The organism is Nocardioides terrae (assembly GCF_900112345.1).
Taxonomy (GTDB): domain Bacteria; phylum Actinomycetota; class Actinomycetes; order Propionibacteriales; family Nocardioidaceae; genus Nocardioides; species Nocardioides terrae.
In genome coordinates this window covers 124,119-139,826 of sequence record NZ_FOLB01000004.1, presented here as the reverse complement: position 1 = coordinate 139,826, position 15,708 = coordinate 124,119, and the positions used below count along the sequence as shown (strand labels likewise).

Below are 15,708 nucleotides of genomic sequence, written 5' to 3'. Positions count from 1 at the left end.
CGTCCCTGACGCTAGGAAGCGGATGTGAGGGACCGGTTTCCTCGTGTGACAGATCTGGTCACGGCCTTCTCACGGCCTCACGATCCGACCGACGAAGGGACGGGGCCGAGCAGGGCGGCGACCGTCGGCGCGCAGCCGCCGCAGCCGGTGGTGGCGCGGGTGGTCTCGCGGACCTCGTCGATCGAGGAGCAGGCCCGGATCCGGCCGGCCGAGACACCCGCGCAGGCGCAGACCTCGGCCTCGTCGGGCAACGCGGACGCGGCGGTCTCCGGCGCGGGCCCGGTGCGCGGCGGCGTGACCAGGGCGGCCGGCTCCCGCGGGCCGAGGACGGTACGCCGGTCGAAGTACTGCGTGATCACGCCGATCTGCGACAGGTCGCCGACGAGCGTGGCGGCGACGATCGCGCCGTCGCGGACGACCAGCTTCTTGTGCGTGCCGGTCATCGGGTTGGAGGCCTGGACGACATCGGCGTCCTCGGCCCCGCCGGCCTCCGGGTCGCCGAGGACGGCGACCTCCAGGTCGGTCGCCCGCAGCCGCGCGACGGTGCGGTGCCCGGTGTAGGCGGACGACCCTCCGGCGAGCCGGTCGGCCAGGACCCGCGCCTGCTCCCAGGCCGGGCCGACGAACCCGGTGGTGCGGCCGTGCTCCGCGCAGTCGCCGATCGCGAAGACCACGGGGTCGCTGGTCGCGAGGGTGCCGTCGACGAGGATGCCGCGGCGGGTCGCCAGCGCCGCCCGCCGGGCCAGGCTGATGCTCGGCCGCCCGCCGGCCGTCAGCACGACGAGGTCGGTGTCGAGCGTGACGCCGTTGTCGAGCCGCAGCCCCTCGTCGGTCAGTCGGACGGCCCGCGCGCCGGTGTAGACCCGCGTGCCCAGCCGCTCAAGCGACCGGCGCAGGACCCCGCCCGCCGCCCCGTCGACCTGGCTGCGCAGCAGGTGGTCGCCGCCCTCGACGATCTCCGTCTCGACGCCACGGACCGCCAGGGCGCGCGCGACCTGCAGCCCGAGCAGCCCGCCGCCGACGACCACCGCGCGGGGGGCGCCGTCCTCGACCGCCGCCACGAGCCGCAGACAGTCGTCGAGCTGCCGAAAGGCGTGCACCTGCTCGTGCAGTCGCCCCTCCACCCGGACCAGCCCGCGGATCGGCGGCAGTGTGGGGATGCTGCCGGTGGCGAGAACGAGCCGGTCGTAGGCGACGCGGCTGCGGTCCGCGATCTCGACCTCCCGCTGGGCGCGATGGATGTCGACCACGCGCGTCCCGAGCCGGAGATCGACCCCGTGGTCGGCGTACCACTGCTCGGGTCGGAGCGTGATCGCCTCCGCCCGGTGGGTGCCCTCCAGGACGGCGGAGAGCAGGATCCGGTTGTACGGCGGGTGCCGCTCGTCGCCGATCACGGTGATGTCGCCGATGCCGCGGGCGACGAGCCCCTCGACGAGCCGGACCGCGGCCATGCCGTTGCCGACGACGACCGTCCTCATCGGGCTCCCACAAGCGCCGGCACGGTGACCGCGCACGCGCACACCTTGAACTCGGGCATCCGGCTCGACGGGTCCAGCGCGTCGGAGGTGAGCCGGTTCGCGCCGACCCAGTGGAACGGGACGAAGACGGTGTCGGGCCGGATCGTCCCGACCACCCGGGCCGGCGCGGTGAGCGAGCCGCGCCGGGTGGTGACGGTGACCGGCTCGCCGTCCCGCGCCCCGAGCCGGACGGCGAGCAGCGGATGCAGCTCCACGAACGGCCCGTCGTCGGGCAGGTCGCGGATGCGGCGGGTCTGGGCTCCGGACTGGTACTGGGCGAGCACCCGGCCGGTCGTGAGGTGCACGTCGAAGGTGCCGTCGAGCGGCTCGGCCGGACCGTCGTAGGAGACCGGGACGAACCGGGCGCGACCGTCCGTCGTCGGGAAGGACAAGGCGAACATCCGCGGTGTCCCGGGGTGCGACGGCGACGGGCAGGGCCAGAAGACGCCGTCCTCCTCGCGGATGCGCGCATAGGTGATCCCGGCGTAGTCCGCCCGACCGCCCGCCGACGCCAGACCCAGCTCGGCGAAGACCTCCTCCGGGTCGGTGGACCAGGTCGAGGCCGCCCCCAGGCGCACCGCCAGCGCGGCGATGACCTCCAGGTCGGACCGGACGCCCGCCGGCGGGGTGACCGCCTGCTGGCGGAGGACGACCCGGCCCTCCAGGTTGGTCATCGTGCCGGTCTCCTCGGCCCACTGGGTGACCGGCAGAACGACGTCCGCCAGCGCCGCCGTCTCGCTCATCACGAGGTCGCAGACGACCAGCAGGTCGAGGGCGCGGAGGCGCGAGGCGACGGCGGTGGCGTTGGGCGCGGAGACGACCGGGTTGGAGCCGAAGACCAGCAGCGAGCGCGGTCCGAGCGGCGTGCCGATGGCCGAGAGCAGCTCGTAGGCGGACAGCCCCTTGCCGGGGAGCGACTCGGGAGGGACGCCCCAGACGGACGCGACGTGGGCGCGGGCGTCCGGGTCGTCGATCATCCGGTAGCCGGGCAGCTGGTCGGCCTTCTGGCCGTGCTCGCGGCCGCCCTGGCCGTTGCCCTGACCGGTGAGGCAGCCGTAGCCGGCGTACGGCCGGCCGGGCAGCCCGAGCGCGAGGGCGAGGTCGATCCAGGCGAGCACGGTCGCGGTGCCGTCGGCGTGCTGCTCGGCGCCGCGCGCGGTGAGCACCACGACCCGCTTGCTGGAGGTGAGCACGGTCGCGAGCGAGCGCAGGTCGGCAGCGGCCACACCGGTGATGCGCTCGACCCGCTCCGGCCACCACGCGGCCGCGGTCGAGCGGACGGCGTCGAAGCCGGTCGTCCGGGTCGCCACGTAGGACTCGTCGACGGCCCCGGAGGCGTCGACCAGGTGCAGGAGACCGAGCGCAAGGGCGAGGTCCGTGCCCGGCACGGGCTGGAGGAACACGTCGGCATGGTCGGCGGTCGGCGTACGCCGCGGGTCGACGACGACGACTCTGCCACCGCGTGCGCGGAGCCGGTCGAGGTGGCGGGCGGCGGGAGGCATCGTCTCGGCCAGGTTGGAGCCCACGAGGACGACCACCTCGGCCTGCTCGACGTCGGCGAGCGGGAAGGGCAGGCCGCGGTCGAGGCCGAACGCCTGGTTGGCGGCCGTGGCCGCCGACGACATGCACCAACGGCCGTTGTAGTCGATGCGGGAGGTGCCGAGGGCGACCCGGGCGAACTTGCCGAGCTGGTAGGCCTTCTCGTTGGTCAGGCCGCCGCCGCCGAAGACGGCGTTGGCATCCGCACCGTGCTCCTCACGTAGCGCTGCGAGCCGGGAGGCCACGAGGTCGAGAGCCTCGTCCCACGTCAGCACCGACCACTCCCCGGTCTCGCGGGAGCGGACCAGCGGGGTGGTGAGCCGCTCCCGGGAGCCGCGCAGGCCCGTCGAGGTCCAGCCCTTGCGGCAGAGCGCGCCCTCGTTGACGGGGAACTCCCGGGCAGCGACCTCCAGGACGGACCGGCCCCTGCGGAGCAGCGTCATCCCGCACTGGAGGCTGCAGTAGGGGCAGTGCGTGTCGGTCATCAGATCCGCGCGTCGGCCAGCACGACCGCGTGGGCCCGCGGCCGGCGCAGGTAGACGACGGCCGTGACGATCGCGCAGACGACGTAGAAGGCGGTGAAGGCGACGAAGGCGGCCGTGGTCGCCTCCAGCGGCGTCGTGACCCACGGGCTGTTGAAGGAGACCGGGATGAGGAAGCCGCCCAGCGCACCGACCGCGCCGATGATCCCGAGCGCGGCCGAGGACTGCCGGCCCGCGGCGACCAGCGCGTCGTGCCGCTCGACCGTGGCCGGCGCGGTCGCGATCTCGGCATCGCGGCGGAAGAGCGCCGGGATCATCTTGTAGGCCGACCCGTTGCCGATGCCGGTGGCGGCGAACACGAAGAGGAAGGCGAGCAGGAACCACGGGAACACGGCGGCGTTCGCGTCGACGGCCGCGACGACCTCGGGCTTGAAGGAGAACGCCGACGGGTCGGCCTTGATCGCGGCCAGTGCCGCGCCGGTCGGGGCCGCCGGCAGCGGCTCGAGCCGGGTGAGCGTGAGGAGGACGCCCAGGGTGCCCACGATCATCGCGACGAACGCGCCCAGCGTCACCCGGGCACCGCCGAGCCGGTCGGCCAGCCAGCCGCCGAGGGGCCGGGTGAGCGAGCCGACGAGCGCGCCGAGGAAGGCGTAGTAGGCGAAGTCGATCCCGATCCCGGCGACGCCCGGGACGGGCTGGCGCCAGAAGTTGAGCTTGATGAGCAGCGGCATCGCCGAGCTGTAGCCCATGAACGACCCGAAGGTCCCGACGTAGATGAACGCCATGATCCAGGTGTGCCTGCTCCTCAGCGCGGCGAGCTGCTCGCGCGGTGACGACGTGGCGGTGGAGAGGTTGTCCATGAGGAAGTAGGCGGTCCCGGCCGCGACCAGGCACAGCGCGGCATAGACGTACGCCGCCCGCTGCAGGTGGATCCCGTCGGAGCTCGCGCCGACCAGGCCGAAGATGCCCGCGCCGCCGACCATGACCGGAAGCAGGAGCTGGATCAGCGCGACGCCCAGGTTGCCGCCCGCGGCGTTGAGGCCGAGGGCGGTGCCCTTCCTGGCGGCCGGGTAGAAGAAGTTGATGTTCGTCATCGACGAGGCGAAGTTGCCGCCACCCAGGCCGGCGAACGCGGCGATCACGCAGAACACCCAGTAGGGCGTCGACGTGTCGGTGACCGCGACGGCGTACCCGGCCGTCGGGACCAGGAGCGCGAGTGCGGAGAAGACGGTCCAGTTCCGGCCACCGAAGGCCGGCACCGCGAACGTGTAGGGCAGCCGCAGCAGGGCGCCGACGAGGCTGGGGATGGCCACGAGGAAGAAGAGCTGCTGTGCCGAGAAGGCGAACCCGACCGCCGCCAGGAGCGCCGAGCTGACGCTCCAGATCATCCAGACCGAGAAGCCCAGGTGCTCCGCGAAGATCGACCAGACCAGGTTGCGGCGGGCGACCCGCGCGCCCGTGGCGGCCCAGAAGCCCTCGTCCTCGGGGCGCCAGTCGTCGATCCAGCGGTGGGTACGGCGGGGCGCGCCGCTCCCGGCGGCGGTCGGTCTGCTGCTCGTCACGGTCATGGAGGGCTCCTCTGATCGGGTGCCACCGATCCTCGGAGCGCGCCGTAACGCCTCGGTCCGGCGCGGGTCTCCGTCCGGTCAACTTCCGCTCACGGCCTCACCGCGACGGCAGGGGCAAGGAGACACACCGTCCTGTTCGGACAAATCGGCTGTGACGTGGCTAACATGATTTTACGTTCAACTGCCCCGGACACCCGGGAGCGGTCTTCGATCTCTCGAAGGAGCAGGTATGTCGACCAACTACGGCAGCGAGGTCCCCGCGGAAGCGCCGATCTCCCGTCCTCTTCCCGGAGCGCACCTCGCCGACCCGGGCCCGCTGGGCCTGGCCGCCTTCGCGCTCACCACCTTCCTCCTCAGCGTCGTCAACGCCGGCTGGATGGACAGCGCGAACGAGGGCTACGTGCTCGGTCTCGCGCTGGCCTACGGCGGCGTGGCCCAGTTCGCGGCCGGCATGTGGGAGTTCGCCAAGGGCAACACCTTCGGCGCGCTGGCCTTCTCCTCGTTCGGCGCCTTCTGGATCTCCTTCTGGTGGCTGGTCGAGCACGACGCCGGCAACCTGGCCGACGCCGACAAGGCGGTCGGCTGGTACCTCTTCGCCTGGGGCCTGTTCACCCTCTACATGACCGTCGCGGCGAGCCGGGTCAGCCTGGCCGTCCTGGCGGTGTTCGTGCTGCTGACGATCACGTTCTTCGTGCTCGCCTGGGGCAAGTGGGCGACCTCCGACGGCATCACCCATGTCGGCGGCTACTTCGGCCTCGCGACCGCGCTCGCCGCCTGGTACACCTCGTTCGCGGGCGTCACCGCGTTCACGTTCAAGCGCCAGGCGTTCCCGGTCTACCCGCGGACCTGAGCGCCGAGAGGTCCGCAACCGACTGCCAACCTGTCTACGCCACGCTAGGCCCCACCGGGCCTAGTGTGGCGTAGCCCATGCTGCTGACTCCGTACGGGAAGTGATCGACAGTGACTGAAGAGACTCTCTCGAACCTGCTCCACGAGAACCGCAGGTTCGAGCCGCCGGCCGAGCTGGCCGCCGCCGCCAACGTCAAGGCCTCCGCGTACGACGACGCGGCGGCCGACCGCGAGGGCTTCTGGGCCGCTGCGGCCGAGCGCCTGGCCTGGACCAAGAAGTGGGACCGCGTCCTGGACTGGGACAACCCGCCCTTCGCCAAGTGGTTCGTCGGTGGCGAGCTCAACGTCGCCTACAACTGCGTGGACCGGCACGTCGAGGCCGGCAACGGCGACCGCGTCGCGATCCACTGGGTCGGCGAGCCCGCCGACGAGGCCCGCGACATCACCTACGCCGACCTCCAGGCCGAGGTCAGCAGGGCGGCCAACGCGCTGACGTCGCTCGGCATCGGCAAGGGCGACCCGGTCGCGATCTACATGCCGATGATCCCCGAGGCCATCTTCGCGATGCTGGCCTGCGCCCGGATCGGCGCGCCGCACACCGTCGTCTTCGGCGGCTTCTCGGCCGAGGCGCTCGGCAGCCGGCTGGAGGACTTCAAGGCCAAGCTCGTCGTCACCTCCGACGGCGGCTACCGGCGCGGCACCGCATCGGCCCTCAAGCCCGCCGTTGACGAGGCCCGCCAGATCTCCTCGCGGGCCGGTCACGACGTGGGACGCGTGCTCGTGGTCCGGCGTACGGGTCAGGAGGTCGCGTTCGACGAGGACGTCGACGTGTGGTGGCACGACGTCGTGGACTCGGCCAGCCCCGAGCACACGCCGGAGTCGTTCGACTCCGAGCACCCGCTCTTCGTCATGTACACCTCCGGCACCACCGGGAAGCCGAAGGGGATCCTGCACACCACGGGCGGCTACCTCACCCAGTGCGCGTTCACGCACTGGGAGGTCTTCGACCTCAAGCCGGAGACCGACGTCTACTGGTGCACCGCCGACATCGGCTGGATCACCGGTCACTCCTACATCGTCTACGGCCCGCTGGCCAACGGCGTCACGCAGGTGCTCTACGAGGGCACGCCGGACTCACCCGAGCGCGGCCGGTGGTGGCAGATCATCGCCGACAAGAAGGTGACGGTCTTCTACACCGCGCCCACCGCGATCCGGTCGTTCATGAAGCAGGGTCGCGAGATCCCGGATCGGCACGACATGTCGTCGCTGCGCATCCTGGGGAGCGTCGGCGAGCCGATCAACCCGGAGGCCTACATCTGGTACCGCCTCGTCATCGGCGGCGACCGGACCCCTGTCGTCGACACCTGGTGGCAGACCGAGACCGGCGCGATCATGATCAGCCCGCTGCCCGGCGTCACCGCCGGCAAGCCCGGCTCGGCGATGACCGCGTTGCCGGGGGTCTCCGCCGACGTGGTCAACGACGAGGGCGTCCCGGTCCCCCACGGCTCGGGCGGCTACCTCGTCCTCACCTCGCCGTGGCCGTCGATGCTGCGCACCATCTGGGGCGATGACCAGCGCTACATCGACACCTACTGGTCCCGCTTCCGCGACCAGGGGTTCTACTTCGCCGGCGACGGGGCCAAGAAGGACGAGGACGGCGACCTGTGGGTCCTCGGCCGCGTCGACGACGTCATGAACGTCTCCGGCCACCGGCTGTCCACCACCGAGATCGAGTCGGCGCTGGTCTCGCACCCGAAGGTGGCCGAGGCCGCCGTGGTCGGCGCGACCGACCCGGACACCGGTCAGGCCGTCGTGGCGTTCGTGATCCTCCGTGAGAACGCGGGCGACGGCGGCGAGGGCATCGCCAAGGAGCTCTCCGACCACGTCCGGACACAGATCGGCCCGATCGCGAAGCCGCGCCAGATCATGATCGTCCCCGAGCTGCCCAAGACGCGCTCGGGCAAGATCATGCGGCGCCTGCTCCGCGACGTCGCCGAGAAGCGCGAGGTCGGCGACACCACCACCCTGGCCGACTCCACGATCATGGAGCTCATCTCCGCCGGCCAGGCGACCTCGACCGAGGACTGACCCCGCGGGGGTCGCGCCGCGTCACCCGGCCTTCTGGACGCCGACACGCCGGTCGAGCGTTCAGAAGGTCAGGTGCGCGGCGGCGTACGTCGGATCCGGGCCGTGCCGCTCCGGAGGTCGACGGTCACCGGCCGGTCGTCGTCGTCCGGCGACGGTGCTGCCTCGCCCTGGTGCTCCTTGGAGTCCAGGTCACGGTCCGCGCGGGCGCGGGCGGGGTCGAAGACGTCGATGAAGCTGCCGAAGGCGTCGGCCATCGACCCGCTCGACTCGTCCGGGTTCCGCACCATCCGCGTGCCCACGACGACGATCAGACCGAGCGCCACCACGCCCAGCAGGGCGATGCCGGCAAAGACGACGAGGGTCACCCGGCCAGTGTGCACCGGGAAACCGTTGGTGACACTGCGTACGCCCATGCTCGGACCAGGTCGTGACCGAGCTCGTCGGTCCCTCCCTCGACCGGGTCCTGGTGACCTGCGACGCGGACACCGTCGATCGCGGTGCGACCTAGACCCGCGCGGACGGCTGCTGCTGGGTGATGCAGTGGATGCCGCCGCCGCGGTCGAAGAGCGGCCGGGCGTCGACGGGGACCACCTCGCGACCGGGGTAGGCATCGCGCAGGATCGCCACGGCATCGGCGTCGTTCGGGTCGTCGAAGGAGCAGGCGATGACGCCGCCGTTGACGACGAGGTGGTTGACGTAGGACCAGTCCACCCAGCCCTCGGCGTCACGCAGCGTCGCCGGCGCGGGCAGCTCGACGACGTCGAAGCGGTCGGCCAGCAGGGAGTGCAACGAGGCGGAGACCTCGTGGTCCGGGTGCGACTCCGAGTGCTGGGTGTGGAGCAGCACCCGCCCGGGTGAGGTGAAGGTCGCGACGATGTCGACGTGGCCACGGGTGCCGTAGCGCTCGTAGTCGCGGGTCAGCCCGCGCGGCAGCCACACCACCTCGGTCGCGCCGATCGTCCGGGCGAGCTCGGCCTCGACCTCGGCCTTCGTCCATGTCTCGTTGCGGCCCTGCCCGAGCTGGACGGTCTCGGTGACCAGGACGGCGCCGGACCCGTCGACGTGGATCGCCCCACCCTCGTTGACCATCGCCGACCCGATCCGCGACACGCCGGCCTCCGCGCACACGAACGACCCGATCTTCTCGTCCTTGTCCCAGGCCGCCCAGTCGCACTGCCCCCAGCCGTTGAAGACCCAGTCGACGCCGGCCAGCTCCCCGGAGGGCAGGTGCACGAACGTCGGCCCCATGTCCCGCATCCAGGCGTCGTTGAGCGGCGTCTCGACGATCTCGACCTCGGGCGCGAGCACTGCGCGCGCCGCGGCGGCCTCGGCGGGGTCGACCACGACGGTCACCGGTTCGAACCCGGCGCAGGCGTTCGCCACGGCAGCCCACGTCCGGCGCGCCTCGTCGGCCTCCTCGGCCGTCTCGCCCAGCGAGTAGCCGGGCGCGGGGAACGCCATCCAGATCCGATCCTGCGGGGCCCACTCCGGCGGCATCACTGACATGCCAGGATTCTTGCGTGTTCGATGTCGTCGAAGCGACCATCCCCGAGATTCGCGCCGCCCTCGAGGCCGGCGCGGTCACCAGCGTCGGGCTCGTGGAGGCCTACCAGGCCCGCATCCGCGCGTACGACGACCGGCTGAGCTCGGTCGTCGTCGCCAACCCGGCAGCGCCGACGGAGGCTCGGGAGTCCGACGAGCGCCGCGCCCGCGGCGCGACCCTCGGTCCGCTGGACGGCATCCCCTACACGGCCAAGGACTCCTACCTCGTCCGAGGCCTCACCGCCGCGGCCGGCAGCCCCGCCTTCGAGCACCTCGTGGCGCAGCGCGACGCCTTCACCATCGAGCGGCTCCGCGGTGCCGGCGCGATCTGCCTGGGCCTGACCAACATGCCGCCGATGGCCAACGGCGGCATGCAGCGCGGCGTCTACGGGCGCGCCGAGAGCCCCTACAACCCCGATTACCTGACGGCGCCCTTCGGCTCCGGCAGCTCCAACGGGAGTGGCACCGCGACCGCCGCCAGCTTCGCCGCGTTCGGTTTGGGCGAGGAGACCTGGTCGAGCGGCCGCGGCCCCGCGTCCAACAACGCGCTCTGCGCCTACACCCCGTCCTGGGGTCTGATCTCCACCCGCGGGAACTGGCCGCTCGTGCCGACGATGGACGTCGTCGTCCCGCACACGCGCACGATGGCCGACCTGCTCGAGGTCCTCGACGTCGTGGTGGCCGACGACCACGACACGCGGGGCGACTTCTGGCGCGCGCAGCCGTGGGTCGACATCCCGCGGGCGAGCGAGCTCCGCCCGCCGTCGTACGTCGACCTGCTCGGCCATCCGCTCGGCCTCGACGGCCACGTCATCGGCGTGCCGAGGATGTACGTCAACGCGGACGACGCGCCCGACGGCGTCGGCATCGGCGGACCGACCGGCCGCCGCATCGTGACCAGGGCATCGGTCATCGAGCTCTGGGAGCAGCTGCGCGCCGACCTCGAGGCCGCCGGCGCGACGGTGGTGGAGGTCGACCTGCCGGTCGTCAGCAACTACGAGGGCGACCGCCCCGGAGCGCCCACGATCCGGACCCGTGGGCTCGTCTCCGAGGCCTACCTGAAGCGCGAGATCGTCGATCTCTCCGCCTGGTCCTGGGACGACTTCCTCGCCGCCAACGGCGACCCGGCTCTCAACACCCTCACCCAGGTCGACGGCGCGACGATCTTCCCCCACCCCGAGGGCGCGCTGCCGGACCGCTACGACGGCTTCGACGACGACATCGCGACCTATCCCGAGCAGGTCCGCACCCACCCGTACGCCGCCCTGACCGAGATCCCGGAGCTCGAGGCGGGCCTGCGCGGACTGGTCGAGACGCGCCGCATCGACTTCGACGAGTGGCTCGACGACCACGACCTGGACGCGGTGGTGTTCCCAGCGGTGGCCGACGTCGGCCCGGCCGACATGGACGTCGACCCGGCCTCCGCCGACCTGGGCTGGCGCAACGGCGTCTGGGTCGCGAACGGCAACCTGGTCTGGCGCCACCTCGGCATCCCCACCGTCACCGTCCCGATGGGCACGATGGCCGACACCGGCATGCCGGTCGGCCTCACCATCGCCGGCCGCGCGTACGGCGACACCTTCCTGCTCGGCCTCGGCGTCCGCATCGAGGCGACCGGCCGACGCCGCACCGAACCGCCCCTCACGCCTGGCCTCTGAGGGGTCCGGCCGAGACCGCTATCCGGCCCAGGGCGGAGCGATCTCCTGCTCGCCGGGCAGCATGACGGCTCTCATGCCGATCAGGGAGGTCGCCCACGCCTGACTGGGCCGGTCGGTCGTGTTGCTGACCCGGAAGCCGGCGCCTGCCGGCACCAGGATCGCGTCACCAGCCCGCGCCGTGAACCTGTCGGCGCCCACCTCGACGTCCAGCTCGCCGGAGAGGACGTAGAGGACCTCCTCCTCGGTCATCGTGTGCGCCTGGCCGGGCACGTGGGGCTCGAACTCCACCCGCCAGCCCGCCAGCCGGGAGGCCCCGCTCGCGCTCGCCGCGTAGGAGTGGAAGCTCACCCCGTGCATGTGGAACGTCCGTGCCTCGGAACTCTTCAGGTGCGTCATCCACCCTCTCCTTAATAGTCAACTGGGTTGACCATAGATGGTCAACCAGGTTGACGGCAAGCCGCTAGCATTCGCGCCATGGACCCGGTCGACGACGTGGCGATGCCCTTCCTCCTCCAGTCCGCCTTCCGCAACCTGGTCGATTCCGTCCACGACGCACTGGACGCCGCCGGCTTCCCAGGGGTCCGCGCCACGCACGGCTTCGCGATGCAGGCCATCGGTACCGGCTGCACCAGCGTCGAGCTGGCCGAGCGGCTCGGCGTCTCCAAGCAGGCGGCCACCAAGACGGCGCAGGCCCTGGAGACGATGGGGTTCATCGAACGCGCCGCGAACCCGCGGGACCGGCGCGAGCGGCTGCTGAGGCCCACGAGGCGCGGCCGGACCATGCTCCGGCTGTCGGCCACGGCCTTCCGGGCCGAGCTGTCCGCGTGGCGGGAGCGGGTCGGCGACGCCGACGTGGACACGACCCTGGCCACCCTCGCGCAGGTCGGCCGGGGCGGGCGCAGCCACACCGACCTCTCCGACTGGACACCCGAAGGCGGTTGAAAGCGGCGTGAAGGCCGGGTGAAGGCCGGGTGAAGGCCGGGTGAAGGCGCCGCCCCGCATGCTCGGGGCAACGCCGATCGACCTCAGGAGCTCTCCCGTGTCCACCGACACCGTGCCCGCCGCACCCACCCGGACCTACGCCTCGCTGCGCGCTGCGTGGATCCCCCTCTTCGCCCTGTGCCTGGCCTTCTTCGTGGAGATGGTCGACAACACGCTGCTGACCATCGCGCTGCCGACCATCGGTCGCGACCTGGGCAGCGGTACGACGGCCCTGCAGTGGGTCACCGGCGCCTACTCGCTCACCTTCGGCGGCCTGCTGCTGACCGCGGGGTCGGCCGCCGACCGGCTCGGGCGCCGCCGGGTGCTCCTGGTCGGCCTGGCGGCGTTCGGACTGGTCAGCCTGCTCGTCGTCGCCGTCAGCTCGGCCGGCGAGCTGATCGCGCTGCGGGCCGCGCTCGGCGTCGCGGCAGCGGCGATGGCGCCGATCACCAACTCGCTGGTGTTCCGGCTCTTCGACGACCAGAAGCTGCGGATGCGGGCGATGACCGTGATGATCGTCGTCGGCATGGCGGGCTTCGTGCTCGGGCCGCTCCTCGGCGGCACCGCGCTCGCCCATGTCCGCTGGGAGTGGCTGCTGGTGGTCAACGCGCCGATCGCGCTCGTCGCGTGGGTCGGGGTCCGGCTCGGCGTACCGGCCGACCGTCCCGAGGACCTCACCAGCGAGCGGCTCGACCTCCCGGGCGCGGTGCTCTCCATCGCCACGATCGGCCTGGCGGCGTACACGCTGACGAGCGGCGTCGAGAACGGCTGGATCTCGCTGACCACCGTGGGCTCCGCGCTCGGGGCCCTGCTCGCGCTGGTGGCCTTCGTCCGGCACGAGAGCCGGACGGCGGAGCCGATGCTCGACCTCGACGTGTTCGCCAACCGCACGGTCCGCGGTGCCACCGTCGCGCAGGTCGGGACCTCGATCGCGATGGCCGGCGTGATGTTCGGGCTGATCCTGCACTTCCAGTACGCCTACGGCTGGAGCCCGGTCCGCGCCGGTCTCGCCAACCTCCCGCTCATCATCACGATGATCGCGGCGACGCCCATCTCGGAGTCGCTCGCGAGCCGGTTCGGCCACCGCGTGGCCTGCCTGGTCGGCGCCGTCCTGCTGGCCGGGTCGCTGGCCGGGCTGGCCTGGGGCGTCGACCACGGCTACCCGGTGATCGCCGCCTCCATGGTCGTCCTCACCGTCGGGCTGCGCACCGTCATGACGATCTGCGCGGTCGCCCTCGTCGACGCGATGCCCGAGAACCGCACCTCGATCGCGGCGGCGCTCAACGACACCGCCCAGGAGGTCGGCACGAGCGTCGGCACGGCGGTCGTGGGCACCCTCATCGCCGCCCTCGTCACGGTCAGCCTGCCGCCGGGCACGTGGAGCAGCGACCTCGTGGCCTCGTTCTTCCACGGTGAGCGCGTCACCTACGCCGTGCTCGCGGTGATCGTCGGCGTGGTCGCCGGCTGGGGCGCGCTGACGCTGACCGACTCGCGCTCCACCGAGGAGCCGCACTGACGCTCCCCGGGCGAGCGGGCCCGTACACTGGCCGAGCGCGGGTCGAGGAGGGCCGTCAGGCCTGAGACCGCGGAGGTGTGCCGGGAAGCCTGGTCGGCGACGACACGACCGACCCCGGAGGACGCCTCGATGACCCGCCCCAGCCGACGTACGCCCCTCTTCGCCCGGGGCACGTGGCTCGAGACGTCCCGGACCGCCGACATCCTGCGCGCCGAGACGACCGGCGGCATCCTCCTCATCACGGCAGCCGTGGTCGCGATCGTGTGGGCGAACACCCCGTGGCACGAGTCGTACGCCGACCTGCGCGACCTGTCCCTCGGGCCGAACGCCCTCCACCTTCGGCTCTCGGTCGGCGAGTGGGCGGCCGAGGGCCTGCTGGCTGTCTTCTTCTTCGTGGCCGGACTGGAGCTCAAGCGGGAGTTCGTGGCCGGCGACCTGCGCGACCCGCGCCGCGCGGCCCTCCCGGTGGCAGCGGCCGTCGGTGGCATGGCCGTGCCCGCGCTGTTCTTCGTCGCCGTCAACCTCGTCGACGCCGGCCATCCCGTGGGGTGGGCCGTACCGACCGCCACCGACATCGCCTTCGCGCTCGCCGCGCTCGCCGTGATGGGCACCCACCTGCCCAGCGGCCTGCGGACCTTCCTGCTCGCCCTCGCGGTCGTCGACGACCTGCTCGGCATCACCGTGATCGCGATCTTCTACACCGACGAGCTGAGCCCGGGCTACCTGCTGCTCGCCCTCGTCCCGATCGCCCTCTTCGCCGTCCTCGTGCAGCACCGGATCAGGACCCCGTTCCTGCTGGTCCCGTTGGCCGCGCTGGCCTGGTGGGCCATGCACATGAGCGGCGTGCACGCGACGGTGGCGGGCGTGCTGCTCGCGTTCACCGTGCCGGTGCGGCGCCGCGACGGCTCAGACGGCCGCGGGCTCACCGAGCACATCGAGCACCTTGTCCGCCCGATCAGCGCGGGCGTGGCCGTGCCGGTGTTCGCGTTCTTCGCGGCGGGCGTCCACCTCGGCGGCTGGTCCGGGTTCACCGCGTCCGTGCGCGAGCCCGTGGCACTCGGCATCGTCGCCGGACTCGTCCTCGGGAAGTGCGTCGGCATCGCCGGGTCGACCTGGCTGCTGGCCACCTTCACCCGCGCCGACCTCGACGAGGAGCTGGCCTGGATCGACGTGATCGGCATGGCGCTGCTCGGTGGCATCGGCTTCACGGTCGCGCTGCTGATCGGCGAGCTCGCCTTCGGCGCGGGGACGGCCGCCGACGAGCAGGTGAAGGTCGGTGTCATCACCGGATCGGTCGTGGCCGGCGTACTCGCGACGATCGTGCTGCGCACCCGCAACCGGATCTATCGACGGCTGTGTGAGGACGAGTCCGTCGATGCGGACGCCGACGGGGTACCGGACGCCTTCGAGCGCTGAGACTCGATAAGGTCGGATCGCAGTCACACCACCTGAAGGGGGACGCATGGGCCAGCACCAGGCCGAGCACCAGATCCAGCCGGTCGAGGAGCCCACCATCGGCCGCCTCGTCGCCGACGCGAGCCGGGACATCTCCACCCTCGTCTCCAAGGAGATCGAGCTCGCCAAGACCGAGCTCAAGGTCTCGGTCCAGGCGGGTGGCATCGGCCTCGCGATGTTCGCCGCCGCCGGCTTCCTCGCCGTGCTCGCGATCATCATGCTGTCGGTCGCGATCGCCTACTTCATCCACTGGAACGGCGACGGGCTCGCCCTGCACTGGGCCTTCCTCATCGTCTTCGCGTTCTACCTGCTCCTCGCCGCCCTCCTGGTCTTCATCGGCATCAAGAAGGTCAAGAAGGTCAAGGCCCCGGAGCGGACGATCGCGCAGGGCAAGGAGATCCCAAAGGCGCTCAAGGGCAAGGTCTGACCCCGCCGAGGAGTCAATCCCTTCGCACCGAAGAGTCGATCCTGACGCATCGAGGGGTCGGTCCCTGCTTCACACGAAGCATGGGA

General features: G+C 72.0%; 13 protein-coding genes. 7 read left to right on the top strand and 6 right to left on the bottom strand.

Translation table 11 applies throughout. The annotated features are described in order from the left end of the window. Nucleotides 1–77: 77 nt before the first annotated feature. Genes BM236_RS07035 through BM236_RS07025 form a run of 3 tightly spaced genes read right to left on the bottom strand, consistent with a single transcriptional unit; the run spans nt 78 to nt 5,106 of the window. Entirely contained in the window at nt 78–1,478 is a 1,401-nt protein-coding gene (locus BM236_RS07035; RefSeq protein ID WP_091121847.1) for an FAD-dependent oxidoreductase, read from the bottom strand. Next, nucleotides 1,475–3,541: a molybdopterin oxidoreductase family protein gene (locus tag BM236_RS07030; protein WP_091121844.1), complete on the bottom strand. Its 2,067-nt coding sequence runs from the start codon at nt 3,539–3,541 to the stop codon at nt 1,475–1,477. Before BM236_RS07030 ends, BM236_RS07035 begins: the two co-directional genes overlap by 4 nt. Further along, nucleotides 3,541–5,106 (bottom strand): MFS transporter, encoded by a 1,566-nt coding sequence (locus BM236_RS07025; protein ID WP_091121843.1) that lies wholly within the window; start codon nt 5,104–5,106, stop codon nt 3,541–3,543. The genes BM236_RS07030 and BM236_RS07025 overlap by 1 nt, the downstream gene beginning before the upstream one ends. Before the next feature lie 229 nt (nt 5,107–5,335). Here BM236_RS07025 and BM236_RS07020 point away from each other — a divergent pair, with 229 nt between their 5' ends. Beyond that, nucleotides 5,336–5,956, top strand: coding sequence for an acetate uptake transporter (locus BM236_RS07020; protein WP_091121841.1), 621 nt, complete (start codon nt 5,336–5,338; stop codon nt 5,954–5,956). Nucleotides 5,957–6,066: 110 nt separating this feature from the next. Continuing rightward, on the top strand, nt 6,067–8,043 hold the full coding sequence (gene acs / locus BM236_RS07015; RefSeq protein WP_091121838.1) for an acetate--CoA ligase: 1,977 nt from the start codon (nt 6,067–6,069) through the stop codon (nt 8,041–8,043). 68 nt (nt 8,044–8,111) lie between these two features. Here acs and BM236_RS07010 read toward each other — a convergent pair whose 3' ends face one another. Both BM236_RS07010 and BM236_RS07005 read right to left on the bottom strand, forming a co-directional pair. Next, on the bottom strand, nt 8,112–8,408 hold the full coding sequence (locus tag BM236_RS07010) for a hypothetical protein (RefSeq protein WP_139230051.1): 297 nt from the start codon (nt 8,406–8,408) through the stop codon (nt 8,112–8,114). 139 nt (nt 8,409–8,547) lie between these two features. Next, complete coding sequence (locus BM236_RS07005; RefSeq protein WP_091121834.1) at nt 8,548–9,549, bottom strand: agmatine deiminase family protein; 1,002 nt, start codon at nt 9,547–9,549, stop codon at nt 8,548–8,550. Nucleotides 9,550–9,563: 14 nt separating this feature from the next. On the opposite strand from BM236_RS07005, the gene BM236_RS07000 reads away from it, so the two are divergent. Next, nucleotides 9,564–11,243 carry an amidase gene (locus BM236_RS07000; protein WP_091121831.1) on the top strand — a complete coding sequence of 560 codons (1,680 nt, stop codon included), beginning with the start codon at nt 9,564–9,566 and terminating at the stop codon, nt 11,241–11,243. Nucleotides 11,244–11,261: 18 nt separating this feature from the next. Here the strand turns inward: BM236_RS07000 and BM236_RS06995 are convergent, their stop codons facing one another. Further along, complete coding sequence (locus BM236_RS06995) at nt 11,262–11,639, bottom strand: cupin domain-containing protein (protein ID WP_091121829.1); 378 nt, start codon at nt 11,637–11,639, stop codon at nt 11,262–11,264. A gap of 78 nt (nt 11,640–11,717) precedes the next feature. Here BM236_RS06995 and BM236_RS06990 point away from each other — a divergent pair, with 78 nt between their 5' ends. The 4 genes from BM236_RS06990 (at nt 11,718) to BM236_RS06975 (ending at nt 15,622) form a co-directional block, all read left to right on the top strand. Next, nucleotides 11,718–12,185, top strand: a complete 468-nt coding sequence (locus BM236_RS06990; protein WP_091121827.1) for a MarR family winged helix-turn-helix transcriptional regulator — start codon at nt 11,718–11,720, stop codon at nt 12,183–12,185. Nucleotides 12,186–12,282: 97 nt separating this feature from the next. Further along, nucleotides 12,283–13,740, top strand: coding sequence for an MFS transporter (locus BM236_RS06985; protein ID WP_245750187.1), 1,458 nt, complete (start codon nt 12,283–12,285; stop codon nt 13,738–13,740). A gap of 129 nt (nt 13,741–13,869) precedes the next feature. Then, nucleotides 13,870–15,156 carry a Na+/H+ antiporter NhaA gene (nhaA, locus tag BM236_RS06980; RefSeq protein WP_091121825.1) on the top strand — a complete coding sequence of 429 codons (1,287 nt, stop codon included), beginning with the start codon at nt 13,870–13,872 and terminating at the stop codon, nt 15,154–15,156. Between the two features lie 46 nt (nt 15,157–15,202). Then, complete coding sequence (locus BM236_RS06975; protein WP_091121823.1) at nt 15,203–15,622, top strand: phage holin family protein; 420 nt, start codon at nt 15,203–15,205, stop codon at nt 15,620–15,622. The last annotated feature ends 86 nt before the right edge of the window (nt 15,623–15,708 follow it).